Origin of the sequence: Scandinavium hiltneri (assembly GCF_024764835.1) — a bacterium.
Classification (GTDB): Bacteria; Pseudomonadota; Gammaproteobacteria; order Enterobacterales; family Enterobacteriaceae; genus Scandinavium; species Scandinavium hiltneri.
Genome location: NZ_JALIGE010000074.1, coordinates 386,788 through 412,272 on the forward strand (window position 1 = coordinate 386,788; position 25,485 = coordinate 412,272).

24 protein-coding genes and 1 other annotated feature are annotated in these 25,485 nt (G+C 54.7%); of the genes, 6 read left to right on the forward strand and 18 right to left on the reverse strand.

Features of this window, described 5'->3' with window-relative positions:
- Nucleotides 1–74: 74 nt before the first annotated feature.
- From ilvN to ivbL, 3 genes are all read right to left on the reverse strand, one after another.
- Complete coding sequence (ilvN, locus tag MUU47_RS14760; RefSeq protein ID WP_110510373.1) at nt 75–365, reverse strand: acetolactate synthase small subunit; 291 nt, start codon at nt 363–365, stop codon at nt 75–77.
- A gap of 3 nt (nt 366–368) precedes the next feature.
- The gene (gene ilvB, locus MUU47_RS14765; protein WP_258988978.1) at nt 369–2,069 is read right to left on the reverse strand and encodes an acetolactate synthase large subunit; all 1,701 of its coding nucleotides are present in this window, start codon (nt 2,067–2,069) and stop codon (nt 369–371) included.
- A gap of 117 nt (nt 2,070–2,186) precedes the next feature.
- Complete coding sequence (gene ivbL, locus MUU47_RS14770; protein WP_154161092.1) at nt 2,187–2,285, reverse strand: ilvB operon leader peptide IvbL; 99 nt, start codon at nt 2,283–2,285, stop codon at nt 2,187–2,189.
- Nucleotides 2,286–2,814: 529 nt separating this feature from the next.
- On the opposite strand from ivbL, the gene tisB reads away from it, so the two are divergent.
- The 3 genes from tisB to emrD all read left to right on the forward strand — a co-directional run bounded on the left by tisB (nt 2,815) and on the right by emrD (nt 5,241).
- Nucleotides 2,815–2,904 (forward strand): type I toxin-antitoxin system toxin TisB, encoded by a 90-nt coding sequence (tisB, locus tag MUU47_RS14775; protein WP_258988921.1) that lies wholly within the window; start codon nt 2,815–2,817, stop codon nt 2,902–2,904.
- Nucleotides 2,905–3,047: 143 nt separating this feature from the next.
- The gene (locus MUU47_RS14780; RefSeq protein ID WP_258988922.1) at nt 3,048–3,881 is read left to right on the forward strand and encodes an EamA family transporter; all 834 of its coding nucleotides are present in this window, start codon (nt 3,048–3,050) and stop codon (nt 3,879–3,881) included.
- A gap of 175 nt (nt 3,882–4,056) precedes the next feature.
- Nucleotides 4,057–5,241, forward strand: coding sequence for a multidrug efflux MFS transporter EmrD (gene emrD, locus MUU47_RS14785; RefSeq protein WP_159768921.1), 1,185 nt, complete (start codon nt 4,057–4,059; stop codon nt 5,239–5,241).
- 44 nt (nt 5,242–5,285) lie between these two features.
- Here emrD and MUU47_RS14790 read toward each other — a convergent pair whose 3' ends face one another.
- Genes MUU47_RS14790 through MUU47_RS14810 form a run of 5 tightly spaced genes read right to left on the reverse strand, consistent with a single transcriptional unit; the run spans nt 5,286 to nt 10,353 of the window.
- A complete protein-coding gene (locus MUU47_RS14790) occupies nt 5,286–6,398 on the reverse strand; it encodes an anaerobic sulfatase maturase (RefSeq protein ID WP_258988923.1) in 1,113 nt (370 codons plus the stop codon).
- Nucleotides 6,395–6,757, reverse strand: a complete 363-nt coding sequence (locus MUU47_RS14795) for a DUF202 domain-containing protein (RefSeq protein WP_258988924.1) — start codon at nt 6,755–6,757, stop codon at nt 6,395–6,397. The genes MUU47_RS14790 and MUU47_RS14795 overlap by 4 nt, the downstream gene beginning before the upstream one ends.
- On the reverse strand, nt 6,747–7,094 hold the full coding sequence (locus MUU47_RS14800) for a YidH family protein (RefSeq protein ID WP_159768912.1): 348 nt from the start codon (nt 7,092–7,094) through the stop codon (nt 6,747–6,749). Before MUU47_RS14800 ends, MUU47_RS14795 begins: the two co-directional genes overlap by 11 nt.
- Nucleotides 7,095–7,147: 53 nt before the next feature.
- Entirely contained in the window at nt 7,148–8,641 is a 1,494-nt protein-coding gene (locus MUU47_RS14805) for a sulfatase-like hydrolase/transferase (RefSeq protein WP_258988926.1), read from the reverse strand.
- On the reverse strand, nt 8,638–10,353 hold the full coding sequence (locus tag MUU47_RS14810; protein ID WP_258988927.1) for a solute:sodium symporter family transporter: 1,716 nt from the start codon (nt 10,351–10,353) through the stop codon (nt 8,638–8,640). Before MUU47_RS14810 ends, MUU47_RS14805 begins: the two co-directional genes overlap by 4 nt.
- Before the next feature lie 84 nt (nt 10,354–10,437).
- Here MUU47_RS14810 and MUU47_RS14815 point away from each other — a divergent pair, with 84 nt between their 5' ends.
- The gene (locus tag MUU47_RS14815) at nt 10,438–11,319 is read left to right on the forward strand and encodes a helix-turn-helix transcriptional regulator (RefSeq protein ID WP_258988928.1); all 882 of its coding nucleotides are present in this window, start codon (nt 10,438–10,440) and stop codon (nt 11,317–11,319) included.
- Here the strand turns inward: MUU47_RS14815 and MUU47_RS14820 are convergent.
- Together MUU47_RS14820 and MUU47_RS14825 are read right to left on the reverse strand one after the other, a co-directional pair.
- Nucleotides 11,313–12,635, reverse strand: a complete 1,323-nt coding sequence (locus tag MUU47_RS14820) for a 6-phospho-alpha-glucosidase (protein ID WP_258988929.1) — start codon at nt 12,633–12,635, stop codon at nt 11,313–11,315. The two genes, MUU47_RS14815 and MUU47_RS14820, sit on opposite strands and share 7 nt — an antisense overlap.
- A complete protein-coding gene (locus tag MUU47_RS14825) occupies nt 12,632–14,248 on the reverse strand; it encodes an alpha-glucoside-specific PTS transporter subunit IIBC (protein ID WP_258988930.1) in 1,617 nt (538 codons plus the stop codon). Before MUU47_RS14825 ends, MUU47_RS14820 begins: the two co-directional genes overlap by 4 nt.
- 224 nt (nt 14,249–14,472) lie before the next feature.
- On the opposite strand from MUU47_RS14825, the gene MUU47_RS14830 reads away from it, so the two are divergent.
- Complete coding sequence (locus tag MUU47_RS14830; protein ID WP_258988931.1) at nt 14,473–15,207, forward strand: GntR family transcriptional regulator; 735 nt, start codon at nt 14,473–14,475, stop codon at nt 15,205–15,207.
- Here MUU47_RS14830 and MUU47_RS14835 read toward each other — a convergent pair.
- The 3 genes from MUU47_RS14835 to ibpA form a co-directional block, all read right to left on the reverse strand.
- A complete protein-coding gene (locus MUU47_RS14835; protein ID WP_258988932.1) occupies nt 15,187–16,848 on the reverse strand; it encodes a putative transporter in 1,662 nt (553 codons plus the stop codon). The genes MUU47_RS14830 and MUU47_RS14835 overlap by 21 nt on opposite strands.
- Nucleotides 16,849–16,968: 120 nt before the next feature.
- Entirely contained in the window at nt 16,969–17,397 is a 429-nt protein-coding gene (gene ibpB, locus MUU47_RS14840; protein WP_258988933.1) for a small heat shock chaperone IbpB, read from the reverse strand.
- Between the two features lie 111 nt (nt 17,398–17,508).
- A complete protein-coding gene (gene ibpA, locus MUU47_RS14845) occupies nt 17,509–17,922 on the reverse strand; it encodes a small heat shock chaperone IbpA (protein ID WP_110510384.1) in 414 nt (137 codons plus the stop codon).
- Nucleotides 17,916–17,990 (reverse strand) — a sequence feature (ROSE (Repression Of Heat Shock gene Expression) occurs in the 5'-region of heat shock genes and acts as an RNA thermometer to modulate expression.). (Overlaps the previous gene by 7 nt.)
- Before the next feature lie 242 nt (nt 17,991–18,232).
- Here ibpA and MUU47_RS14850 point away from each other — a divergent pair.
- Entirely contained in the window at nt 18,233–18,565 is a 333-nt protein-coding gene (locus MUU47_RS14850) for a YceK/YidQ family lipoprotein (RefSeq protein WP_258988934.1), read from the forward strand.
- Between the two features lies 1 nt (nt 18,566).
- Here MUU47_RS14850 and MUU47_RS14855 read toward each other — a convergent pair whose 3' ends face one another.
- From MUU47_RS14855 to dnaN, 5 genes are all read right to left on the reverse strand, one after another.
- Entirely contained in the window at nt 18,567–19,790 is a 1,224-nt protein-coding gene (locus MUU47_RS14855) for a YidR family protein (protein WP_258988935.1), read from the reverse strand.
- Nucleotides 19,791–19,848: 58 nt separating this feature from the next.
- Entirely contained in the window at nt 19,849–20,661 is an 813-nt protein-coding gene (gene yidA, locus MUU47_RS14860) for a sugar-phosphatase (RefSeq protein ID WP_258988936.1), read from the reverse strand.
- Between the two features lie 204 nt (nt 20,662–20,865).
- Nucleotides 20,866–23,280, reverse strand: coding sequence for a DNA topoisomerase (ATP-hydrolyzing) subunit B (gene gyrB, locus MUU47_RS14865; RefSeq protein WP_258988937.1), 2,415 nt, complete (start codon nt 23,278–23,280; stop codon nt 20,866–20,868).
- Nucleotides 23,281–23,308: 28 nt separating this feature from the next.
- The gene (gene recF, locus MUU47_RS14870; protein WP_258988938.1) at nt 23,309–24,382 is read right to left on the reverse strand and encodes a DNA replication/repair protein RecF; all 1,074 of its coding nucleotides are present in this window, start codon (nt 24,380–24,382) and stop codon (nt 23,309–23,311) included.
- A complete protein-coding gene (gene dnaN, locus MUU47_RS14875; RefSeq protein WP_110510390.1) occupies nt 24,382–25,482 on the reverse strand; it encodes a DNA polymerase III subunit beta in 1,101 nt (366 codons plus the stop codon). Before dnaN ends, recF begins: the two co-directional genes overlap by 1 nt.
- Between the last annotated feature and the right edge of the window lie 3 nt (nt 25,483–25,485).

Below are 25,485 nucleotides of genomic sequence, written 5' to 3' on the forward strand. Positions count from 1 at the left end.
GTGATTATCACTGAAAGAAAAACAGCCACCGGGCTGTATGCCTCAGTGGCTGCGTTATCCGTCAACGGCAGGAATTATTCAAAAAACAGCCCCAGCTTGTTGAACACGCCAGGGTCGCTCTGGTGGCGGGTCACCTGAGTGACGTCTTCGAGCTTATCAATTTGGCTAATCATCTGCTCCAGACGTTGATCGTTGTTCACTAATAGCCAGATGCGGCTTTTATCGCTGTTCTGGATCGGTAGACAAAGAATACCTTCCACGTTAAACGCGCGGCGAGCAAACAGGCCACAGACGTGGGTCATGACTCCGGGATGGTTGCGCACGGTGAGTTCCAGAATGACGTTGTCATGAATTGCGTTTTGCATGGCTTATTCCCCCACCATTTCAGTATTCGCGGCACCCGGCGGTACCATTGGCCAGACTTTTTGCTCAGGATCGATACGCACATGAATCAGCGCCGGTCCCGGGCGGGAAATAATCTCCTGCAACGCGGCCTGTGGATCCTCGGCCGAATTCAGGTCACAGGTTTGCAGGCCAAAGCCCTGCGCAATCTGCATAAAGTTAATCATTCCCGGATAGGTGGCGGCAAAAACACCCTGTTTGTAGAACAGACTTTGCTGCTGATGCACCAGCCCCAGCGCCTCGTTGTTCATCAGGATAATTTTTACGTCGAGCTGATTTTCCGCCGCAGTCGCCATTTCCTGAATGTTCATCATCAGGCTACCGTCACCGGAGAAACACAACACTTTGCGATGCGGATTCGCCAGCGCCGCACCCACTGCCGCAGGCAGGCCAAAGCCCATCGTGCCCAGCCCGCCGGACGTCAACCACTGACGCGGACGATTGAGCGGATACGCCTGCGCGGTCCACATCTGATGCTGGCCGACGTCGGTGGTGACAATCGCGTCGTCGTCCACACACGCCGCCACGGCGTTAATCAGACCGTAATGGGTCAACGGGTCGCCCGCTTGCGGAATGGCTGACGGGAATTCCTGTTGCAAATCCGCCACCAGCTGACGCCACTCGGCGCGCGGCTGGGCTTCAACCAACGGGATCAGCTGGTCCAGAACGTCGCCCACATCGGCCTGAATTGCCACATGAGGCTGTTTGATTTTACCCAGCTCTGCGCGGTCGATATCGACGTGAATGATTTTGGCGTTCGGGCAGAATTGCTCGGTTTTCCCAATCGCCCGGTCATCAAAACGTGCGCCTAAAACAATCAGCAAATCAGCCTCTTGCATAACGTGGTTGGTACTGCGTGCGCCATGCATTCCGAGCATCCCTAACGACAGCGGATGCGCTTTAGGCAGCATACCCAACGCCATCAGGGTCATGGTGGTCGGCAGATTGGCTTTTTCCGCCAGTTTGCGGATGTGCTCCGGGACGTTGATCACCCCGCCGCCAAGATACAGTACCGGGCGTTTGGCGCTGTTAATCATCGCCGCGGCATCGCGCACATCAGCCAGGTTAAACACCGGGGCAGGTGCTTTACAGCCCGGCATCGGCAGATCGTCGATATCGATTTCAGCGGTCTGAACATCCTTCGGAATATCCACCCACACCGGGCCTGGACGGCCAGACTGCGCAATACGAAACGCGTCGCTGATCACCTGCGGAAGCTCGCTGATGTCACGGACTAAATAGTTGTGTTTGGTGATGGGGATGGAGATGCCGTAGGTGTCCACTTCCTGGAACGCATCGGTACCGATCATCGAGGCAGGAACCTGACCGGTAATGCACACCAGCGGAATAGAATCGAGGCGCGCATCGGCAATTGCGGTGACCAGGTTGGTCGCGCCGGGGCCGCTACAGGCCATACAGACAGCCGGTTTGCCCTGTGTACGCGCCATACCCTGGGCGATAAACCCTGCGCCCTGTTCATGGCGGGCCAGTACGTGACGGATCTGCTTGCTTTGGCTGAGCGCGTCGTACAGCGGTAAAACCGTGCCGCCTGGAATACCCGCCACAATGGTGATGCCCTGACGTTCCAGTAAGTGAACAATCAGCTGTGCGCCGGTAAAACGCTTTGCCTGTGACGTCGTCTGAGATGACGCCGCCTGTGATGACATTGTGCCCGAAGTTGTCATGCTCCAGTCCTTTTCTTGTGGGCCGACTTTCCGGGGGGCTTAAACGAAAAACCCCGCCGGTTTGCGCCGGCGGGGTTTTGGAATCGTGTGTTCCGGACCCTACGGCGCATTGCCGACGACCACCACCACACGCACGACGACCACTGCGGCTGGTTGCGCAGTTGGTAGTAGGTTGATTGCGTTCAGGTTGATGTTCATTAGGGACCATGACGTTGTGTTGTTGACTGGATTTATACAAGCACAGGCGGCGATGCGCGGCAAGCGCTTTATGATTCACCACAAAAATCTGAACTGTCGATCACGTTTCTCTGCAAAACCTCAGAAAACAAAAAACCCCGCCGGAGCGAGGTTTCGTCAGTGGTTTGCGGGTGGTATCCGCGAAGCGCACTGTGTTACGTCAACGGCAAAAGTATACGCGATCGGCGGCGATCGCGCAATTTCGCCCACGGTTTACCGCATAAATGAGTATGAGACAGCCCAGTGATTTTGCCGACAAAAAAAACACCTGTTCATTCATACAGTATTTATCTATACTGAAGCTGTTCGCAGTGAGCCATTTGGGGGCCGCATGTTCGACCGGCGCGCAAAAAGTCCTGGCTGAAACGGGTGGTGCCGTCAGCGCCTTAACCCCCGGGAGAGCACACTGTGTTACGTCAACAAACGGCTGGTGACAGGCAGCGGAAAGGTAAGTCAGCCGGAAGTTCTCCTTACACTACAGGAGAAACGTATGGGTGGAATGGAACTGGCAGTGTTGGTCCTGAAACTCATGGTTGCGTTGCTGCAACTGCTTGATGCAGTCCTGAAAACCTTACGGTAATCAGGTTCAGGCCGTACCAAAGAGGGGCGGGCAACCTCCCCTCTTTCAACCGTTCACCCTACTTTGGCGGTTTTGTGCACTGTAGCTGGTTGATCATACAGCAGAATGTTACAGTCGTATGACACTTCACGACTGGCTGTGCCATGACTCTGACCGTCTTTTTTGTGTTGCTGTTTGCCGCCCTGCTGCATGCCAGCTGGAATGCTATCGTCAAGGCGGGGAGCGATAAACTCTACTCCGCCATCAGCGTGAGCGGTTCCGCATCGCTGATAGCCTTTGTGCTGCTGCCCTTTTCTCCACAGCCTGCCCTGGCCAGTGCGCCGTGGCTGCTTGCTTCCTGCAGTTTACAGGTGGTTTACACCGTCCTGGTCGCGAAGACCTACCAGGTCTCAGACATGAGTCAGACCTACCCGCTGATGCGCGGCACCGCGCCGTTGCTGGTGGCGACGGTCAGCCTATTTTTACCGGGCGAGCAGCTCTCTTCTTTAGCGTGGATGGGTATCGGCGTTATCTGTCTGTCGATTTTGGCGATGGCGCTGAACGGTCGAAGCGGGTCAAGAAAAGGGGTGACGCTGGCACTGATCAACGCCTGTTTCATTGCCAGTTATACGCTGGTCGACGGCACGGGCGTGCGGCTTTCCGGCTCCGCGCTCGGCTATACCCTGTGGACATTTTTGATGAACGGTTTTTGCCTGCTCGGTTGGGCGATGGTCTCTCGCCGCCTCGAGGTCTCCCGCTACATGCGTCTTCACTGGAAGAAGGGTATTTTTGGCGGCCTCGGCACCATGGGCTCTTATGGCCTGGCGCTGTGGGCGATGACTCAGGCTCCGCTAGCGGTCGTGGCGGCGCTGCGTGAAACCTCAATTCTGTTCGGGGCGGCCATTGCACTGGTTATCCTCAAAGAGCGAGTGACGTGGCTGCGCCTGGCCGCCGCCTGCGGGATTGCCCTCGGCGCAATTATGCTGCGCCTGTCCTGATCCACTCTGGCAACAATTGTTGCCGAATATCGTTTACAAAACCTGCCTGATGCCGTTTCGTCGATCCTTCCCCGGTGGTTGTTCTGTCATTTTACTGTGGTAGATTCCTCGCGGACTTTGCTGATTTAATAGTCACATATTCTTTCTTTTTAACCCTTCACAAAGTAATCATCGAATGAAAAGGCATAAGAACGTCAATTTGCTGCTGATGCTGGTACTGCTGGTGGCTGTCGGACAGATGGCGCAAACCATTTATATTCCAGCCATTGCTGACATGGCGCGCGAACTGAACGTGCGTGAAGGTGCGGTCCAGAGTGTCATGGCCGCTTATCTACTGACCTACGGCGTGTCGCAATTATTCTACGGTCCGCTTTCAGACCGCGTGGGCCGCCGACCGGTTATCCTCGTCGGCATGACGATTTTTATGCTGGCGACGGTTATTGCCATGACCACGCACAGCCTGACGATGCTTATTGCCGCCAGCGCCCTGCAAGGTATGGGCACCGGTGTGGGCGGCGTCATGGCGCGCACCTTGCCGCGCGACTTGTATGAAGGCACGCAGCTGCGCCATGCGAACAGTTTGCTGAACATGGGCATTCTGGTTAGCCCACTACTGGCACCGCTGATTGGCGGGATGCTCGATACGGTCTGGAGCTGGCGCGCGTGCTACGGTTTCCTGCTGGTGCTGTGTATGGGCGTGACGCTGAGCATGGCGCGCTGGATGCCGGAAACGCGTCCCCAGGATGCGCCGCCAACCCGCTTTACCACACGTTATAAAACACTGCTCGGCAACGGGCCGTTCACCTGCTACGTGATGATGCTGATTGGCGGCCTGGCGGGAATTGCAGTATTCGAAGCTTGCTCCGGCGTGCTGCTGGGCGCAGGGCTTGGTCTGAGCAGTATGGTGGTGAGTATTCTGTTTATTCTGCCGATTCCGGCGGCGTTTTTCGGCGCCTGGTTCGCCGGACGCCAGAACAAGCGCTTCTCCAGCATGATGTGGCAGTCGGTCATTAGCTGTCTGCTGGCGGGGCTGATGATGTGGATCCCGGGCCTTCTCGGGGTGATGAACGTCTGGACGCTGTTGGTCCCTGCGGCGCTATTCTTCTTCGGTGCCGGGATGCTGTTCCCGCTCGCCACCAGCGGCGCGATGGAGCCTTTCCCGTTCCTCGCCGGAACAGCTGGAGCCCTGATCGGCGGCCTGCAGAACATCGGTTCCGGTGCGCTGGCCTGGCTTTCCGCGCTGCTCCCGCAAACTGGACAAAGCAGTCTGGGCCTGCTGATGACGCTGATGGGACTGTTGATATTGCTATGCTGGCTGCCGTTGGCTTCCCGGTTTAATCAGCATCAGCAGACGATTTAAGGCGGAGATAGGCCCGGCGGAGCACAATTGTCGGGCCTGCTGACTCATTTTAACATCGTCATAATTTCCATTGGCGAACGTTGATGGCGAATTAAGTCACGCATGACTTTCATGTACGCTGCGGTGTAGCTGAAAAAGTCGAGATATCCTTCGCAGAGCGCACTTTTCCCGCTGGCGTCGCGGTGTTTTGGGCAGTCACCGTTACAAAGACGCAATGCGCGGCAGGTGCGGCATTCGTTGCTGATGGTACGCTTTTTGTCGAGGCCAAAATCACGCGCGGCGTCGCTGGCGGTTATGTCGCTCAGCGTCTGGTGATGGATATTGCCGAGACGGTATGACGGATAAACGTAGTGATCGCACTGATACACGTCGCCGTTACTTTCCAGCGCAAACGCATGGCCGCAGGTTTCACTCATGGCGCACATTTGTGAGGAAAACCCGTTCCATATGCCAAGCGTTGAATCGAACAGCTGCACAAATATGCGGCTGATATCTTCCCGTACCCACACATCAAACACGCCGCGCAAAAACGCACCCCATGCATCGGCAGGAACAGAGTGGTCGTCCGGCGTCCGATCGTCGTTCATCTCCAGCAGCGGAATGAATTGTATAAACGGCGTCCCAAGCTCACGCAAGTAGCGGTAAAGCGTCTGCGGCTTCGCACAGTTATGACGGCCCACCACCACCAGCAGATTAAACTCTACGTCGTGCGCTTTCAGGGTTTCGATGGCGTTCAGTACCTTCTGGTGAGTAGTATTTTCGCTACGGCTGACGCGCATGGCGTCGTGCATTTCCGCAGGTCCATCTATCGAGACACCCACCAGCCAGCCGTGCGCTTTAAAAAAGCGGCACCATTCATCGTTCAGCAAAATCCCGTTGGTCTGAAAGGCGTTATAGATGCGCTTTTCACCGGCATACCGCTGCTGTAGCGCCACCACACGGCGGAAAAAATCCACGCCACACAGCGTCGGCTCACCGCCCTGCCACGCAAACTGCACGTCATCCCCCGGCTGCGCCTCAATCTGCTGGCGAATAAACGCCTCGAGTGTGGCATCGTTCATGTCAGTTTGTTGGGGTTTATCGAGGTAAAAGCAGTAGCGGCAGTGAAGATTACAGCGCGAACTGGCCGGTTTGGCCATGACGTGACAGCCTGTCATGTGACTCCTTTGATAAACAGCACGATTTGCTTAAGATGCGTTACAGCAAACAATATTGCGAGGGAGAGCACTGCGAGGGAGATCATAAATTTGTCACGCACCGCGCGCGGATGTAAAAAATCAGACGTTTCTTCCGCCATCAAATTTCGCTGCCAGGTATATCGCCAGAGAACGGCTGCCACCAGCGCCAGCACCGCCAACGACAGCCAGAACGGCGTACCCGCGCGATGCCAGCTGTGTTTGACAGCCAGCGCCATCAACGCGCCGTAGCCCAACAGGGTACGTAACCAGGCCAGCGAGGTGCGTTCCGGCTGCAAACCCGGATCGCTTTCGCGACGGGCTTTGCGTTTATCCGGCATAAAACACCAGCAGCATGACCGCCACCACTACGGCCAGTAGCGCGACGCTGATAATCAGCAGCCCGCGGGTGTAGGGCAAATCCTCTTTCAGGCGCATCGCTTTTTCGTTATTCAGCCAGCGCAGATAGCCGTAAATCGCCAGCACACCCGCAAACAGGCACAGCAAAAGCGCCAACACTTCACGGATGAGCGGCGTCGCGAAGTCGGGCGCCAGCTGATCAAGCCCGACGCCCGCCGCCAGAAAGCCGAGCGCGGTGCGGATCCAGGCCAAAAAGGTGCGCTCATTAGCCAACGAGAAGCGGTAATCCGGCGCTTCACCGAGGCGGGATATTTTCATTTCTGCTCCTTTACGCCTTCGCCCGCTCCCGTGAGAGAGGGCGAAACCGGTCATCAAAACTTCTGCGTTTTCTCTTCCACCTTAACACCCTGAGTGGGCAGGCCGGTATCGTAGTCACGCACCACCGGCGAGTAACCATCTTCCGGCCGCGGGCGGAACGCGCCCATCCAGCGCGGCTGCGCCTGTGTGCGCCACGGACGCAAACTCCACTGATAGGTGCGGAACGGATCGCGAATTTTATCCATGTAATCCAACAGGCTGTCGTGCATCGAATCGCGAATACTGACGTAGTCGGCATCTTCAATCAGGTTGCGCAGTTCATTCGGGTCGCTGTGTCTGTCGTACAGTTCATCCGTAGTAAACAGGTTGAGCACCAGTTTCCAGCGCTCCGTTACCCAGCAGCGCACCGGAATAAAACCGCCGAAGCTGTCGTGTTCGATTTCATAGCGGTTAAATTCCACCATCACCCCACGATCGGCATTGGCGCGCAGTATATTTTCACCAGGCAAAATGTCGGGCTGATGAATGCCCGCCAGCGCCATCATCGTGGGCAGCAAATCAATGTGGCTGACGGGTGTGTTCACCTGCGTCGGTTCCCCGTGCGGAGGCCGCATAATCAGGGGGATGCGGGTGATGTCATCGTACATCGCCGCACCTTTACTGATGAGCTTGTGCGCGCCCATCATTTCGCCGTGATCCGAGGTATAAATCACCCAAGTGTTTTCACGCTGTTCGGCCGTGAGGGCGTTAATCACCCGGCCAATCTGATCGTCGACAAAATCATTGCAGGCAAAATACATTGGATGGTGATAGCGGGCATCTTCTCCGACGGGCGAAGGCATTGCGTCCGCCCACAGTCGATGATGCAGCGGTTTGCCATCCAGACTGTCGTGCGCCTTTTCGCCCAAATCGTAGTAAAAGTCCTGATATTTCTCCAGATACTCCACCGGACAGGTGAACGGATGATGCGGCTCGTCGTAGGAGACCACCATCAGGAACGGCTCGTCGCTGCGTGTTGGCTGATGCAGAAAATCAATCGCCCGGTTGCTGATGCGATGCGCCCAGGTGAAGGTTTCATCTATCTGATGCGTCTGTAAATCTTCCACGCTATTCAGCCCATTGCGCCACAGGCTGATCTGCTCTTCGGTCAGTTCTGACAAATAGTTCGCGCCGTCGAACCAGTACTCCGCGTCCCATTCCGGCGGGCACACGCCGGTGCCGAAATAGTCGTGCCCGTCGAGATGCCATTTGCCGATGAAGCAGGTGTGATAGCCCGCATCCTGGAAATAGCGCCCCATGGTGGAGATGTTTTTCCCCGGCGCGACGTTGTTGGTCCACGGCCCGGACTGATTGGCATAAATTCCAGTGAATAGCCCGGCGCGCGCGGGTGTGCAGACCGGGGAGCAGGTATAAGCGGAATTAAAGCGGATGCCTTCCGCGGCCAGGCTGTCGATATGTTGCGTATTCAACGGCTTCCCGCTGTAACACCCGACCATGTTGGTGGCTTGGGTGTCGGTCATGATGAACAGGAAATTCGGGCGGCTCATGGCTTCTCCTTAATGTCTGAAGCGAAAACGGCAGGCTCAACGCGGCGCGCCTGCCAGCGAGAGAAAATGAGATACACCACCACCGCGGCGGTGATGCCGTAGCTCAGAATGGTCAGCCACTGCACGTGATAGCCACCGAACTGCGCCAGCCCGGAGTACACGCCGATCATCGCGAACAGAATGCCCACTGAGGCAATCTTCGCGTTTTTCCACGGCTGCATATCCACCGCAAAGGCATCGTGAAATTTGAACGGCGTGGCGCGGGGTTTAATGGCACCAATCACCAGCATAACCACCACGTTGATGCAGAAGGTGCAGGCCAGCACGTAGAGGAAATGGATATCGAACTTCACCAGGTAGTTGATGGTGATGTAGCTGCAAATACCGAGGAACATCGCCACTTTGGCGGCCAGGGCCGGGATGCGAGGAAAGAAAAAGCCCATGATGATGATGGTCACCAGAGGCACGTTGTAGATACCGTTGAGCTGTTTCATCCAGCTATAGAGCCCTTCCGGCGCGTTGGCTATCCACGGCGCAACCAGCAGCGACACCACGGCGATGAGCAAACCAAACCGCCGCCCCACGCGCACCAGCTGGTCCGGCTGAGCGTTTTCATTGATGATGCGGCGATAAATCCCCATGCTGAACAGCGTGCTGGCGCTGTTAAGGAAACCGTTGAAGGTGCTGATCACCGCGCCAAATAACACCGCACCAAAAAAGCCGATCAGCGGCACGGGCAGCACTTTGCTGACCAGCGCCGGATAGGCCATGTCGGCGCTCGGTAAATCCTGGAACAGGTGAAACGCAATAAGCCCAGGCAGCACCAGAATCAGCGGATCGAGCATCTTCAGCACCGCGGTCAGTAGCGCCCCTTTTTGCCCTTCAGCGAGGCTTTTCGAGGCCAGCGTGCGCTGGACAATGCCCTGATTGGTGCACCAGTAGAAGGTGTTCACAAGGATTAGCCCGGTGAATGCCGCGCCAATCGGCAGCGGGTCATGACTGCCACCGATGGAGTTCAGCTTTTCGGCGTGTACGGTGGTGAGCCTTTCCAGCCCTTGAAAAAAGCTGCCGCCGCCCATCACGATCAAGCCAAAGACTGGCACCATCAGGCCGCCAATCACCAGGCCGATGCCGTTAATTGAATCGGCAATCGCCATCGCGCGCATTCCGCCAACGACCGCGTAAAGAATGCCCGCCACGCCTAACAAAATCACCAGCAGCCAGATGGCCGCGCCCTGAGAAATGCCCAGCGAATCGCCGACGTGAAACAGGCTGTTGAGCGCCAGCGCACCGGAATAGAGGACGATCGGCAGGAAGCAAACGCCGGTGGCGATGAGAAAACAGAAATCGATGATGATGCGGGTAGTTTTGTCGTACCGCTCTTCGAGAAAATCCGGAATGGTGGCGATGCCGCGTTGCAGGTAGCGTGGCAGGAAAATCAGCGCGAGGAAGATGAGCGTCACCGCGGAGGTAACTTCCCAGCCCATCACCGACATGCCGCTGCGATAGGCCTGGCCGGAGAGCCCCACCAGCTGTTCGGTAGAGAGGTTGGTCAGCATTAACGAGGCGGCAATTATCGGCGCTTTTAACGAACGTCCTGCGAGGAAATATCCTTGTTCTGAACCGGTATCCTGTTTTCGGACTTTCCACCAGGTGATGACGGCTACCAGGAGGGTAAATGCAATAAAGCTCACAATTTGTTGAATGTTCATCATGCAGCCCTTTAACGTTTTATTATGCCAGGGTTATGATCCCCTTTATGGGTTGGGCTGATAATTGGTCGCCGGCGAAATAAAATGAATGGAAAAACTATTCTTTCAAATGTAAAAAACGAAACCACCTACAATATCCCGCTGGTTCTTGACGAAAATGTGATCTCCAGCGGGATTTCGCTTATCTCACTTTGGCATACGCTGGCGGATGAAAGTTATAAGGTAATATGGCCCAGGGATAAGAAAAAACCGCTGATCCCTAACTCGTGGGTCGCCATCTACACCCTTCAGGGCTGCGGAAAACTGCTGTTACGCGACGGCAGTGAAATAACGCTCAACGGTAATTGTATTATCTTCCTGAACCCGATGGACATTCAGTCTTATCACTGCGAGGGTTTACTCTGGGAACAATACTGGATGGAATTTATCCCTACAAGCGTGATGGAAATTCCGCTATTACAAACCGGTATAATATATAACGGGGACGTGTTTAATCAGGAATTAGCCGAAGTGGCGTTCATGATCACCCAAAAATCACCGCTTAAAAACAATCTGGCAGTCGCATTTCTCACCAAAATAATATACCAGTGGATTTGTCTTATTTCAGAGAATGGAAAAAAAGATGCATTGCTTATTCAGATTGAGAAATTACTCTCGGTGCTGCATAGCGATCTGCAAAAAAACTGGAGCGTGAAGGAGATGGCGCAAAAGATGCAGTGCAGCGAGCAATATTTGCGGCGTTTGTTTTTACGCTATACCGGTAAAACGCCAAAAGAGTATTACCTCGATGCGCGGCTGGATCTGGCGCATTCATTGCTTAAACAACAGGGGCAGACGGTGGGAAAAGTGGCGGATATGCTTAATTTTTTCGATTCGTTTCACTTCAGCAAAGCGTTCAAACGCCGCTTCAACCTGACGCCTTCAACGGTTATGAAGGCGCAGGCTGAGCAGCATGGGGATCAGTGAAGTTCTGGCCAGTACGCCTTATTGGCTTCAATCAGATCGTCGAGAATCGCCTTCGCGACGGACGCGCCTGGCACCGTTTTAGACAACGTGATGGCCTGCCACAGTTTCCGGTACGAGCGCTGCTCCCAGGCATCGACCACCAGTTTTTCCACCGCCACCTGCTGGCTCATTAGTCCTTTCTGGAAATTCGGGATGTCGCCGACCGTCAGCGGTTGCGGCCCGCTTTTGCCGACCAGGCACGGAATTTCCACCATCGCATCGGCGTCAAAGTTATGAATAGCGCCATTGTTCGGCACAATAAGCAACATCCTCTCCTGGGTGTTAAAGGCGATAGCTGCCGCTAAATCAACGATATACGACGCGTGTTCGTCGATTTCTAACTCACCCGCAGACGCGTTACCCGCTTCGATAATTGCCCGACAGGCACCAAACACATGCTTCTCACGGTGATCCATCACTTCATTCGCGCGGGTCCGCGCCGGGTTTGAATGCTCAACGACGTAATCCGGGAACAGGTAATATTTCAGATAGGTATTCGGCATAGTATCCGGGTCCAGCGCCTGGACATCCTTCGCTTTGGCGAACGTATCATTCCAGCTCGCTTCGGTATGCGGATCGTTAGAAGGCGGCACATAGCCGTATTTCGCCACATGTTCGCGCAATTTCGGCATTAAATCATTGCCTTCCAGATCTTCTATCGACGTCCACCAGCCGAAGTGGTTCAGCCCGTAATAACGCACGCGCATTTGTTTTCTGTCCTTCAGGCCCACGATTTGCGCCATGCGCCCTTCGATGCCAATCGGCATGTCACAAATATTGAGGATTTTGGCGTTCGGACGCAGTCGACGCGTCGCTTCGGCCACAATCGCCGCCGGGTTCGAATAGTTAAGCATCCAGGCGTTCGGTGAATACTGTTCCATGTAATCGACCAGTTCCAGCACGCCACCGATGGAGCGCATGCCATAGGCAATCCCGCCCGGACCACAGGTTTCCTGGCCGAGCACGCCGTGGCGCAGTGGAATTTTCTCGTCCTGCTCACGCATCGGATATTTGCCAACGCGAATATGCGCCATCACAAAATCCACATCGGTAAAGGCCGTTTTCGGGTCCGTGGTATAGCTAAATTCAATCTCCGGTGCCTGCTCTTTGAGGATGGTTTTACAGGCTTCGGCAATCACCTCCTGACGAGCGCCATCGTTATCGTAGAACTTCAGCGCGCGCAGCGGGAAGCGGTCTTTATTTTGCAGCAACATCAATACGATACCTGGCGTAAAAGTACTGCCGCCACCGGCGATAACTACAGAGAATTTTTTCATGATACAGCCTCCGTCATGGGGATTTGTTCGTTGGATAATGGGGTTCTCATTAGGGTTTCAAGCTGGTCGCGCACCTGCGGGACGTGCAGCCCGACAATCACCTGAATACCGTTGCCGCGACGCACCACGCCGTGGGCGCCAAGAGCTTTGAAGACGTCATCGCTTTGGGTGTTGTTCATGTCGACTAACGCGATGCGCAATCTGGTCGCGCAGTTATTGATGCTTTCAATATTTGCCGCTCCGCCGAGTGCCTGAAGAATGCCTGCTGCCTGGCCAAAGGCCGGAGCTGGTGTCGCGGTGGTTTTACCGCGTGCGGCCTTGTAATCGGCTTTGCTGTAGAGCTTAATTTCGCTCTCTTCGCGGCCCGGCGTTTTCAGGTTGAAATGGAGAATAAGGAAGCGGAAGACGACGAAATAAATGCCGGTGAAGCACACGCCGATGCCGATTTGCGTCAGCACCATTGAGGCATGGTTGTGGAACATAGGGATCCAGTTTTGCGGCAGGAACTGGTCCAGCAGACCGCCGCCCATGTTGCCGACCACGCCGCACATGTACATCACGGTAGCCATGGTGGCCGCCAGCACAGCATGCACCGCAAACAACAGTGGGGAGATAAACAGGAAGGTGAATTCCAGTGGTTCGGTGATCCCGACCAGCATCGCCGTCAGGGTGGCAGGGATGAGTAATCCGGCCACTTTCACCCGGTTTTCAGGCGAGGCGGTGTAATACAGCGCCAGGGCGATACCCACCGATCCGAAGACTTTTGAGTTGCCGTGCAGGGCAAATCCGCCCTGCGGGAACAGCGTTTTCAGCGGCTCGGTGCTTTGGCTGAATTCCTGCAAATGCTGCGCCCAGTACATTTGAATGCCGCCTTCCACCGCCGCCGGACCAAAAATGAACGGACCGTAGACGAAATGATGTAGCCCGGTTGGGATCAGAATGCGTTCAAGGAAGGTGTAAATCCATACGCCCAACGCGCCCGCAGTTCGTAAAAAGGCCTGCAATGATTCAATGCCCATTTGCACTTTTGGCCAGCCGAGCAGGGTCAGCCAGGCGCACGGGATCATCACCAGGAAGGCCACAATCACCACGAATGATGTTCCCTGGAATATCCCGAGGAACACTGGCAGCGGTTTGTCGAAGTAACGATTGTGCAGCGCAGTCACGATGCCGGAGATGGCTATCGCGCCGATGATGCTGGTATCCAGGGTTTTTATCCCGGCCATCATCGTCAGGCCGCTGCCAGGAAGGGGGTCGACAGAAAAATTGACGCCGAAAAAGTGGCCCCAGGTCATCCCCATGGCGTTAATCAGGTAGTTCCAGGTCAGGAAGCTCACCAGGACAGCCAGACACGCCCGGCCCTGAGCCTGTTTAGCCAGGCCAATCGGAAGTCCAACGGCGAAGATAAGCGGCATATTGCGGAACACGGTCCAGCCGCCTTCCTCAATGATATGAACGATTTGCGCAAATAAACTGTCAGGAGCGGTCAGCGCGGGGCCCACGAACAGCGGGTTGCTGAGCATGATGGCAATTCCCACCACGATCCCCGCGAAGGGAAACAGTAACACCGGGGTAAACATGGCACCGCCAAAGCGTTGTATTTGACTGAGCATTTTTACATCCTCATAGAACAACCAGTAGGGTAAGTGGCCTTTTTTGAAGGGCTTGTTGGCCTGCTTCGAGAATAGGTAGCGGCGTGCCGGACGACATGAAGTGCCGCTGCATTCCGTGATCGCATTCATGGTTTTATTTCACCTATTCAGGTCTACTTCTTGAGTTAAATATGGACATCTCTGAGTCAAATGCTCCCAGTGAATCGCGCTAAAGAGGACTATCAGTGATCTACAAATCCATTGCTGAACGGCTGCGCCTGCGGCTGAATTCTGCTGATTTCAGTGTTGGCAGCCCGCTTCCGGGCGAGAAAAAACTCGCGCTAGAATTTGGCGTGGCGCGAATGACGGTGAGAAAAGCGATTGATCTACTGATTAACTGGGGGCTGGTGGAGCGCCGTCATGGCAGCGGCACTTTCGTGACGCGTAAGGACGTTTATCATGAAACGACCAATCTGACCGGGCTGGTGGAAGTGTTGCGTCAACAGGGAAAAGAGGTCCGAAGCGAGGTGCTCATTTTTGAAGTGATGCCCGCTCCGCCCGCTATCGCCAGCCAGCTGCGCATTCAGATTAACGAGCGCATCTATTTTTCACGCCGCGTGCGCTACGTCGACGGTAAACCGCTGATGCTGGAAGACAGTTATATGCCGGTGAAACTGTTCCGTAATCTGTCGCTTATTCATCTGGAAGGATCGAAGTTTGATTACATCGAGAATGAGTGCGGGATAACCATCACCGGAAACTATGAAAGCCTGTCGCCGGTGCTGGCGGATAAGCAGCTGGCACAGCAGATGAACGTTGCGGAGCAAACGCCGCTGCTGCGCATTACATCACTTTCTTACAGTGATAGCGGCGAGTATCTTAATTATTCCGTTATGTTCAGAAATACCAGCGAATACCAGGTGGATTACCATCTGCGGCGCATCCACCTGGAAAGTCCGTTAACCCATGCCCCAGAATAGTACCGCCAGCAGTTGCGGGGTGATGATGCGCAGGAACATCACCAGCGGATACACCGTGGCGTATGACAGCGCCGCCGCACCGCTGGTGGCATGCAGATTGTTGGCGAAGGCCAGCGCCGGGGGGTCGGTCATCGACCCGGCGAGCATCCCACACAGCGTCAGGTAGTTCATCTTAGCGAGCAGCCGCGCCAGAATGCCGACCGTCAGCAGCGGTACACCGGTGATGACGATGCCATAGGCAATCCAGCTCAGACCGTCTCCTTCGGTGAGCGTACGCACAAAATCACCACCGGATTTCAGCCCCACCACCGCCAGAAACAGCACAATGCCGAGTTCACGCAGTGCGAGGTTAGCGCTCGGTGGCATAAACCAGTACAGCTTGCCGATGCTGCCGATACGCCCGAGGATCAGCGCCATAATCAGCGGCCCGCCCGCCAGACCAAGCTTCAACGCCACCGGAAACCCTGGAATAAACAGCGGTACGGACCCGAGCAGTACCCCAAGCCCGATGCCAATAAATACCGGCAGCATTTGCACCTGCTGCAATTTTTGCTGAGCATTACCGACTTCGGCCGCCACTGCGTCAATCGACGCCGGACGCCCGACCAGATTGAGAATATCGCCAAACTGCAGGCTGGCATTACTGCTGGCGACCAGCTCGACGCCCGCACGATTAAGTCGGGAAATCACGACGTCATAACGCTGTTTAAAGTGAAGATCGCGGATTTTCTTGCCCAGAACCTTCTCGTTGGTGACGACCACGCGCTCCACTTTGAGGTCTGTTCCGCGCGTTGAAAGCGAGGTTTCCACTTCTTTACCGATCACCAGCTGCGCGTTGTGCAAATCCGCAGGCTGGCCCACCAGATGCAGTAAATCGCCGACCTGAATCAAGGTGCCCGGCGCCGGCACCATTAGCATCTCGTCGCGCTTGAGCCGCGAACAGATAATGTTGTCGCTGTTGAGCACTGGCACATCCTGAATCGCCAGCGCGTTGAGATTTGGGTTTTCGACGCGGATATTTATGGTGTGCAGATTCGCGTGACCGTTGCCGACGCTGGAATCAAACTGCTGCGCTTCCTTTTCGACGTTGACCCGAAAGAACAGGCGAACCAGCCACATGGTCAGCAGAATGCCGCAAATCCCAAACGGATAGGCCATCGCGTAGCTCATTCCCATCTGATCGACGACGTCGAACGGCACGCCGAGATCGCGCAAAATCTGCTGTCCGGCCCCCAGCGCAGGCGTATTGGTGACGGCCCCGGAAAAAATACCGAGCATCACCGGCAGCGGAATGGCGAACAGTTTGTGGAGTAAAGCCGTCACCACGCCGCCAATCAGCACAATGAGAATAGCGAAGAGATTAAGACGCAGGCCGGAAACCCTTAGCGAGGCGAAAAAACCCGGACCGACCTGGATACCGATGGTGTAGACGAACAGGATCAGGCCAAATTCCTGAATGAAGTGCAGCATTGGGCTGCTGAGCGTGACACCGGCCTGCTCGACAAAATGGCCAACGATAATGCCGCCGAACAGCACTCCGCCGATACCAAACCCAACGCCGCGAATTTTGATATTGCCTATCCACAGCCCTATAACCGCCACCAGCGCCAACACGCTGACGGTCAATGCTATCTCACTCATCGTATTTTCCCTGTGAATAACATTATTAACTGAAGGGATTCTTACAGAAATCGCGAGGGCTGTATGGATCGTGGCGCACAAAAAAGCCCCGACTGACGGGGCTTCGGTGGCAATGAACGATTAGCTGTTTAAGGCCGGGCGTTCGCTGATAGCGATTCGCTGCGGGGCGACTTCTTCCGGCACGTTGCGGGTCAAATCTATATGCAGCAGACCGTTGGTGAAGGTCGCGCCAGTGACTTCCATATGTTCCGCCAGCGTGAAGCTCAGATTGAACGCTTGCGTCACCAGACCCTGATGCAGGTATGAAGGCTCTTTTTCAGGTTTTGTCGGCATGCCTTTCACCGTCAGGCGTGTGCCCTCAAGCTGCACATCTAATTCGTCCTGACGGAACCCGGCCAGCGCCAGTGTAATGCGATAGTGGTTATCGTCGCTCTTTTCAATGTTATATGGCGGGAAGCCCTGGGCTTCACCGGTATTGAGCATCGCATTGGCCAGTTTATCGAAGCCAATCCACTGACGAAGCATTGGGGTTAAATCGTAATTACGCATGGTATTTCTCCTTCTAAGAAGCGAGTGAGTGCCTGCAAGTTCTGGACTCGCAGTTGCTCCCTTACGGCAAGCATGGGTTTATTGTTGGGCGGCGTATCCCGCCCGTCGGAATTAATTAATTTCGATGCGGCGTGGTTTATTAGCTTCTGGCACCACGCGTTCCAAATCGATATACAGCAGGCCATTCACCAGGTTCGCACCTTTTACGTGAATATTTTCTGCCAGCTGGAATTTGCGCTCGAAGTTTCGTTCGGCGATGCCCTGATACAGATAAGAACGTTCTTTTTGTTCGTCAGGGTGAGAGCCTTTCACCACCAGCAGATTGTCCTGAGCGGTAATATCCAGCTCACTTTCTGCAAAACCTGCGACGGCAATGGCGATGCGATAATGGTTTTCGTCCACTAATTCAACGTTATACGGAGGATATCCGCCGTTGCTCTGGCTCTGGTTGTTTTCGAGCAGATTAAAAAGACGGTCAAAACCAATCGCGGAACGATACAGCGGGGAAAGATCGAAGTTACGCATAATAAAAAAGCTCCTGAAATCAGCGAGAATTTACAGACCTTCCACAATGGACAGGTCACGCGCCCCGAACACCCCTCAGGCATGTTCGTTATCGGGTCACATTCTTAAAATGGGATCCTTTGAACGTTTATCAAGGCTAACGGTCTTACTTTTTTTGCACTTTCGGCTGTAAGGCTTAGACTGGAGTACAGCTTTGGAAAGGAAAATGAGACAAGCGCCACAGAGCGCCGTTTCCGGACTATTTATTTTATCAGCGGGCCGTTATAACCCGATAGAGAGGCACTCCGCGTGCCGACAATGATGATATCGCATGATGAAAAAGTTAATTTTGATACCTGTTTTTTACTCAGGGGTGATGGTTCTGGCAGGGTGCTCCAGCGTGATGTCTCACACTGGTGGCAAAGAAGGGACGTATCCTGGAACGCGTGCCAGTGCGGAGATGCTTAGCGATGAAACGACAGGCTGGGGAACCAAATCGCTGGTCGCTCTGGATATGCCGTTTACCGCCGTTGCCGATACGCTGCTGATACCGTGGGACTTGTTCCGCAAAGATAACGCTGTCCGATCTCGGGTTGAAAAGAGCGAACAACAAACGCAGGCGATGAACTCCGTTATCCCGCCTGCGGCGATGCCCGCTCCGTAATTCAGTAGCCTGTTTGCGTAACCCATAGCTGACGATAGCCGTGGGTTTCCTGCATCCAGGCAACCGCCCGTCCGTTCGGGGAAAAGACTACCGCATCGCCTGACGGCGGATTTTCATGATCGGCCGTCAAAAAGCGAATGTCCCCGCTCTGTGCATCGCACATCGCAATTCTGTCTTCCAGAACAAACCCTAAAGCCTGGCCTGACGGATGCCAGTTAAACGCCGACTGAATTCCACTGCACTGCGTTAATTGCCGCATTCCACTGCCTTCTGGCGCAATCAGCCATAGTTGCACCACGCCTGCATCATCTCGCATCAGAAACGCAATGCTATCGCCCTGCGGATTACAGCGTACCCAGTGACGTGGCACGTTGACTAGGCCGGGATACGCGCGGTCGTGAGTGAACGTCAGACGACGCTGAACCACTCCGGCAGGCGGCGCGGGTAAACTCTTTTCCGTGCCACACAGTGGCGCATCACCCGCTTGCTTCCAGCCGGCTTCACTCGTGGGCAGCGTGACGATAAACAGCTCTGGCACCTTTTCACCGTTCAGCGACAGCGTGTCGCCAATAAAAGCCAGCTGCGTATTGCCAACCCAACCTTCTTCGTAGGCGCGATTAATCTCATCACTGCCGGGCTGCGGCGTCGGCGTGGTCTGGCTCATCAGGACCGACCAATGACTGCCGGCATATTCACGCGGATGATGGCCCTGCGGCGTGACTGGCCCATACGGCGCTGCAACCCCGACATTACGCAAATCCAGAGCCTGATCGCGCTCATGCATGACGTGGTCGTTGTAGGTGAAGCTGACCAGCTCGCCGTTTGGGCTGTAAACGTGGACATGGCTTCCGCCGCGCAGCGCACCCGGCGTAAACGGCGGGGTAATATCCATCGCATCGAGATTTTGGGTTTCGCCCTGAAACGTCACCACGCCACGGCGGTGATGGAAATCGTAGTGCCATGAATCATCAGGGTTTTCCGGGCCATGAATAAACACATAACGTTCATCCTGCGGATGCACCGTTACCACGCCAACATGCGCGCCATCGGGGGCGGTATAAATCACGTCGTTTTCACCGCTGTGGCTATTGACGCGCTCAATGGTTTTTCCGGTAAACGACGCGCCGGAAGGACGCACGTCAAACACCAGCCATTGGCTATCGGGCGTCCAGGTTTGTGTGTTGGTGAGCTGATGATGGCGAGAGATGAAGGTGATTTGTTTCATGAAGATACCCTGATGCGCGTTGGTGGCATCAGGGTATAGCAAAGTCTATTTGTTTACATCACTGCAGAACGAACTTCTCAATCGCGTAGGCAACGCCGTCTTCCAGGTTAGATTTAGTCACGAAGTTGGCGACTTCTTTCACCGATGGAATGGCGTTTTCCATTGCCACGCCCATCCCGGCGTATTCAATCATGGCGATGTCGTTTTCCTGATCGCCGAGAGTCATTACCTCTTCCGGCTTGATGCCTAACGTATCGGCCAGAGATTTCACGCCGGTGCCTTTATTGACGCGTTTATCGAGGATTTCGAGGAAGTACGGCGCACTTTTCAGCACGGTATACTTCTCTTTCACTTCTGCCGGAATGCGGGCGATAGCTTTATCGAGAATGGCTGGCTCGTCGATCATCATTACTTTCAGCAGCTGAATATCACGCGCCATGTTTTCCGCTTCGCAGAATACCAGTGGGATGGTGGCGACAAAAGATTCATGCACGGTGTAGTAGCTGACGTCGCGGTTCGCGGTGTACAGCGTGTTGCGGTCGAGCGCGTGGAAGTGAGAACCCACATCGCGGGAAAGCTGTTCCAGGTAGCGATAATCGTCATAACTCAGCGCCGTTTGTGCCACCGTGCTGCCATCACTGGCTTTCTGAACCAGCGCGCCGTTATAGGTGATGCAGTAATCGCCTTCCTGCTCCATGTGCAGCTCTTTCAGGTAGTTATGAACACCTGCATACGGGCGACCGGTACACAGCACCACCTTCACGCCACGCTCACGCGCAGCCGCAATGGCCTGTTTAACCGCCGGAGAAATTGTATGGTCGGGCAGCAGCAATGTTCCGTCCATGTCGATTGCAATGAGTTTGATAGCCATAGGATCCCCGAGATAAGTGAGTTCTTACTCATGCTAACGCGATTTAGCTCAAAAAACAGCAAAAGAGTCAGGGTAAAAGGGGGATGGAGATCGAGGCGGGAATTCCTCTTTTGCGGCAATAAAAAGCCCGGTGGCGCTAGCGCTCACCGGGCTTACGTAATTTGTCGCCCCAGCAAGCGTTAACACCACCGGGGAACACGTTACTTAGATATCGATGTTCGCCGCTTTCAGGGCATTTTCTTCGATAAATGCACGACGCGGTTCAACAGCATCACCCATCAGGGTAGTGAACAGCTGGTCGGCAGCGATTGCATCTTTGACGGTCACGCGCAGCATACGGCGGCTTTCTGGATCCATGGTGGTTTCCCACAGCTGATCCGGGTTCATTTCACCCAGGCCTTTATAACGCTGAATAGACAGACCGCGACGGGACTCTTTCACCAGCCATTCCAGCGCCTGTTCGAAGCTGGTAATCGGCTGACGGCGTTCGCCACGTTCGATGAACGCGTCTTCTTCAATCAGACCGCGCAGCTTCTCGCCGAGCGTGTACAAACGACGGTATTCACCACCGGTCACAAACTCCTGATCCAGCGGGTAATCAGTGTCCACACCGTGAGTACGCACGCGGATGATTGGCTCAAACAGATGCAGCTCAGTGTTCTCACGAACATCGAACTTCCACATGCTTCCGTGCTGCTCATCTTCATTCAGCTGAGTAACCAGCTGATTTACCCAACGCGTCACTTTCTGCTCGTCACTGAGATCGGCTTCAACCAGCGTTGGCTGATACACCAGCTCTTTCAGCAGTGAACGCGGGAAGCGACGTTCCATACGGACAATCATTTTCTGTGCAGCGTTGAATTCTGCCACCAGTTTTTCCAGCGCTTCACCCGCCAGCGCCGGTGCGCTCGCGTTGGTGTGCAGAGTTGCACCATCAAGCGCGATAGAAATCTGATACTGATCCATCGCTTCATCGTCTTTAATATACTGTTCCTGCTTGCCTTTTTTCACTTTGTACAGAGGCGGCTGGGCGATATACACGTGGCCACGTTCTACGATTTCAGGCATCTGACGATAGAAGAAGGTCAATAGCAGCGTACGGATGTGCGAGCCATCGACGTCGGCATCGGTCATGATGATGATGCTGTGATAGCGAAGTTTGTCCGGGTTGTATTCGTCACGACCAATGCCGCACCCCAGCGCAGTGATAAGCGTTGCCACTTCCTGCGAGGAGAGCATTTTGTCGAAGCGGGCTTTCTCAACGTTGAGGATTTTACCCTTCAGCGGCAGAATCGCCTGGTTCTTACGGTTACGCCCCTGCTTAGCAGAGCCGCCCGCGGAGTCCCCTTCCACGAGGTACAGTTCGGACAGCGCCGGATCGCGTTCCTGGCAATCCGCCAGTTTGCCCGGCAGGCCTGCTAAGTCCAGTGCGCCTTTACGACGGGTCATTTCACGGGCTCTACGCGCCGCTTCTCGGGCACGTGCCGCATCGATAATTTTGCCAACAACGATTTTTGCATCGGACGGGTTTTCCAGCAGGTATTCTGCCAGCAATTCGTTCATCTGCTGCTCAACCGCAGTCTTCACTTCGGAAGAAACCAGTTTGTCTTTGGTCTGCGAAGAGAACTTCGGATCGGGTACTTTCACGGAAACAACGGCAATCAGGCCTTCACGGGCATCGTCACCGGTGGCGCTGACTTTGGCTTTTTTGCTGTAGCCTTCTTTGTCCATGTAAGCATTCAGCGTACGGGTCATTGCCGTACGGAAACCGACAAGGTGAGTACCGCCATCGCGCTGTGGAATGTTGTTGGTAAAGCAGTAGATGTTTTCCTGGAAACCATCGTTCCACTGCAGCGCAACTTCAACGCCGATGCCGTCTTTTTCGGTGGAGAAATAGAAGATATGCGGGTGAATTGGCGTTTTGTTTTTGTTCAGATACTCAACGAACGCTTTGATACCGCCTTCGTAGTGGAAATGATCTTCTTTACCGTCACGCTTGTCGCGCAGGCGGATAGAAACGCCGGAGTTCAGGAACGACAGCTCGCGCAGGCGTTTAGCCAGAATGTCGTATTCAAACTCGATGACATTCGTGAAGGTTTCATAACTTGGCCAGAAACGCACCTGGGTCCCGGTCACATCGGTATCACCGGTCACCGCCAACGGAGCCTGTGGCACGCCGTGAACATAAATCTGGTGGTGAACTTTGCCTTCGCGGCGAATCACCAGTTCCAGCTTCTGCGACAGGGCGTTTACCACTGAAACGCCTACGCCGTGCAGACCACCGGACACTTTATAAGAGTTGTCATCGAATTTACCGCCTGCGTGCAGAACGGTCATGATAACTTCCGCTGCAGAAACCCCCTCTTCCGGGTGAATGCCGGTCGGAATACCACGGCCATCATCCGTTACGGAAACGGAATTATCGGCGTGGATAGTGACAACGATATCTTTACAGTGACCCGCGAGCGCTTCGTCGATAGCGTTATCCACAACCTCGAATACCATGTGGTGCAGACCGGTGCCGTCATCCGTGTCGCCGATATACATACCCGGGCGCTTACGCACCGCATCCAGCCCTTTCAGGACTTTGATACTGGAGGAGTCATAAGAATTCGACATCAACGTTTCTCGCTCATTTAAACTTGGGTTAATCCGTTATTTTACCTTTTTCCACGCTGAACATCTTCGAATTTTTGTCCGACATGTCCATTACGTGTTCAGCGCTAATGGCGCTGACAAAAACCTGCGACTCTGTCGCTTTGAGCCTGCTGGCAAGCAGGCCTCGGCGCTCGTCATCAAGTTCAGAGGCAAAATCATCTATGAGGTACAGGCAGCGCCGCCCGCTTTCACGGGTCAGAAACTCACCTTGCGCCAGACGTAAGGCGCACATCAGCAGTTTGAGCTGCCCGCGCGACAGTGTGTCCTCCACCGGTGCGCCATCGGCACGTATGCGGAAATCCGCTTTGTGCGGGCCGTGGGCGGTGTAGGTCAGCATTCGGTCGCGCTCGAAATTCCGTTCAAGCACCTCTGAATAGTCGGTCTCTTTTTCCCAGCCGCGCTGGAAAGAAAAAGTGAGACTGAATTCAGGAAGAAACTGTTTGCAGGTATCCGCCATATCTTCGGCGATACCCGCACTGTATTCCGCTCGCCATTGACTGATTTGCTCGGCCAGCGGGATAAGTTCCATGTCCCACGGACGCAGCTGCGCGTAGCGGGTTACCTGACGCAATGCAGCGTTACGCTGTTTCAGCAAACGCTTGAGATTGCTCCAGGCGGTAAAGAAACCGGCTTCGTTGTGAAAGCATCCCCAATCAAGGAATGCTCTTCTATATTTGGGGCCGCCGTTGAGTAAAGTAAACCCTTCGGGGGTGATGAGCTGCATCGGCATCAGCAGCGCCAGTTCGGCCACCTTGTGTCCGTCGGTACCGTCGATGCGAACTTTGCTGTCGCCCTGTTTGTCTTTGGTGAGGCCAATTGAGATCTCGCGCTCCTGGCCCTGCAGGCGTCCATGTAAGATGAACGATTCCTGCTCGTGGCGAATAACGCGGCCTATTTGCAAACTGCGAAACGCCCGACCGTGGCCGAGCGTGTAGATAGCTTCCAGTACGCTGGTTTTTCCGCTGCCGTTGGCACCTACCAGGAAATTAAAGCCAGGGGATAAAGCGAGATCCGCGTTTTCAATGTTGCGAAAGTCGCGGATCAACAAGCGGGTTAGCGCCATTACAATCTCATTGGCATAACAACGTAAGCCGCGCTTTGGCTGGCTGCATCTTCAATTTGAACGCTGGATACGGAGTCGGTCAGCAGAATTCGGACGTTTTCGCATTTCAGTGCATTGAGCACATCCAGTACGTAGCTGACGTTGAAGCCGATTTCCATCTCGGTCCCAGCGTAGGTGACGTCCAGAATTTCTTCTGCTTCTTCCTGCTCCGGGTTGTTGGCAGTGATTTTCAGCTGATTTTCGCTGACATACAGACGCACGCCGCGGAATTTTTCGTTCGAGAGAATCGCCGCACGGGCAAACGCCTGCTTGAGAATGTCACAGCCCGCATCGAGATGTTTGTCCGGGTTTTTCGGCAACACGCGACGGTAGTCCGGAAAACGACCATCCACCAGTTTAGAGGTGAAGATGAAATCGCCCACGTGCGCGCGGATGTTGTTGCTGCCAATCTGCACACGCATTGGGTTGTCGCCGCCGTCGAGCATACGCATCAGCTCGATTACGCCTTTACGCGGTACGATCACCGAATGGTTCGGTAACGTTTCGCCGATAGGCATCGAACAGACCGCCAGACGGTGGCCATCGGTCGCTACGGTACGCAGTTCTTCACCTTCGGTTTCGAACAGCATGCCGTTTAAGTAGTAGCGAACGTCCTGATGCGCCATGGAAAACTGGGTCGCTTCAATCAGGCGTTTCATCGTCGCCTGAGCAACGGTGAATTCCACTTCGCTTTGCCAGTCGTCGAGGTTCGGGAAATCGGCAGCAGGCAGCGTAGAAAGAGAGAAACGGCTACGGCCAGAGCGCACCAACATGCGGTCACCCTCAAGCTGTACGGCAATTTCAGCCCCTTCCGGCAAGCCACGGCAAATATCGAAGAACTTGCGCGCTGGCACGGTGGTGGCACCCGGCTCGTGCGGCTGAAGCAGCGCGACGCGTGCGACCATTTCCATTTCAAGGTCAGTTCCGGTCAATGACAAGGAACCGTCTGCAACCTGCAGCAGTAAATTACCCAAAATCGGCAACGTTGGGCGACCACCTAATGGGCCACTTACTTGCTGCAGCGGTTTTAATAAATGTTCACGTTCAACGGTAAATTTCATAGC

Bases quoted from the DNA above. Each gene is read 5' to 3' on its own strand.
- ilvN (WP_110510373.1), bottom strand. From the start codon at position 365: ATGCAAAACGCAATTCATGACAACGTCATTCTGGAACTCACCGTGCGC.
- ilvB (WP_258988978.1), bottom strand. From the start codon at position 2,069: ATGTCATCACAGGCGGCGTCATCTCAGACGACGTCACAGGCAAAGCGT.
- ivbL (WP_154161092.1), bottom strand. From the start codon at position 2,285: ATGAACATCAACCTGAACGCAATCAACCTACTACCAACTGCGCAACCA.
- tisB (WP_258988921.1), top strand. From the start codon at position 2,815: ATGGGTGGAATGGAACTGGCAGTGTTGGTCCTGAAACTCATGGTTGCG.
- MUU47_RS14780 (WP_258988922.1), top strand. From the start codon at position 3,048: ATGACTCTGACCGTCTTTTTTGTGTTGCTGTTTGCCGCCCTGCTGCAT.
- emrD (WP_159768921.1), top strand. From the start codon at position 4,057: ATGAAAAGGCATAAGAACGTCAATTTGCTGCTGATGCTGGTACTGCTG.
- MUU47_RS14790 (WP_258988923.1), bottom strand. From the start codon at position 6,398: ATGACAGGCTGTCACGTCATGGCCAAACCGGCCAGTTCGCGCTGTAAT.
- MUU47_RS14795 (WP_258988924.1), bottom strand. From the start codon at position 6,757: ATGCCGGATAAACGCAAAGCCCGTCGCGAAAGCGATCCGGGTTTGCAG.
- MUU47_RS14800 (WP_159768912.1), bottom strand. From the start codon at position 7,094: ATGAAAATATCCCGCCTCGGTGAAGCGCCGGATTACCGCTTCTCGTTG.
- MUU47_RS14805 (WP_258988926.1), bottom strand. From the start codon at position 8,641: ATGAGCCGCCCGAATTTCCTGTTCATCATGACCGACACCCAAGCCACC.
- MUU47_RS14810 (WP_258988927.1), bottom strand. From the start codon at position 10,353: ATGAACATTCAACAAATTGTGAGCTTTATTGCATTTACCCTCCTGGTA.
- MUU47_RS14815 (WP_258988928.1), top strand. From the start codon at position 10,438: ATGAATGGAAAAACTATTCTTTCAAATGTAAAAAACGAAACCACCTAC.
- MUU47_RS14820 (WP_258988929.1), bottom strand. From the start codon at position 12,635: ATGAAAAAATTCTCTGTAGTTATCGCCGGTGGCGGCAGTACTTTTACG.
- MUU47_RS14825 (WP_258988930.1), bottom strand. From the start codon at position 14,248: ATGCTCAGTCAAATACAACGCTTTGGCGGTGCCATGTTTACCCCGGTG.
- MUU47_RS14835 (WP_258988932.1), bottom strand. From the start codon at position 16,848: ATGAGTGAGATAGCATTGACCGTCAGCGTGTTGGCGCTGGTGGCGGTT.
- ibpB (WP_258988933.1), bottom strand. From the start codon at position 17,397: ATGCGTAATTACGATTTAACCCCAATGCTTCGTCAGTGGATTGGCTTC.
- ibpA (WP_110510384.1), bottom strand. From the start codon at position 17,922: ATGCGTAACTTCGATCTTTCCCCGCTGTATCGTTCCGCGATTGGTTTT.
- MUU47_RS14850 (WP_258988934.1), top strand. From the start codon at position 18,233: ATGATGAAAAAGTTAATTTTGATACCTGTTTTTTACTCAGGGGTGATG.
- MUU47_RS14855 (WP_258988935.1), bottom strand. From the start codon at position 19,790: ATGAAACAAATCACCTTCATCTCTCGCCATCATCAGCTCACCAACACA.
- yidA (WP_258988936.1), bottom strand. From the start codon at position 20,661: ATGGCTATCAAACTCATTGCAATCGACATGGACGGAACATTGCTGCTG.
- gyrB (WP_258988937.1), bottom strand. From the start codon at position 23,280: ATGTCGAATTCTTATGACTCCTCCAGTATCAAAGTCCTGAAAGGGCTG.
- recF (WP_258988938.1), bottom strand. From the start codon at position 24,382: ATGGCGCTAACCCGCTTGTTGATCCGCGACTTTCGCAACATTGAAAAC.
- dnaN (WP_110510390.1), bottom strand. From the start codon at position 25,482: ATGAAATTTACCGTTGAACGTGAACATTTATTAAAACCGCTGCAGCAA.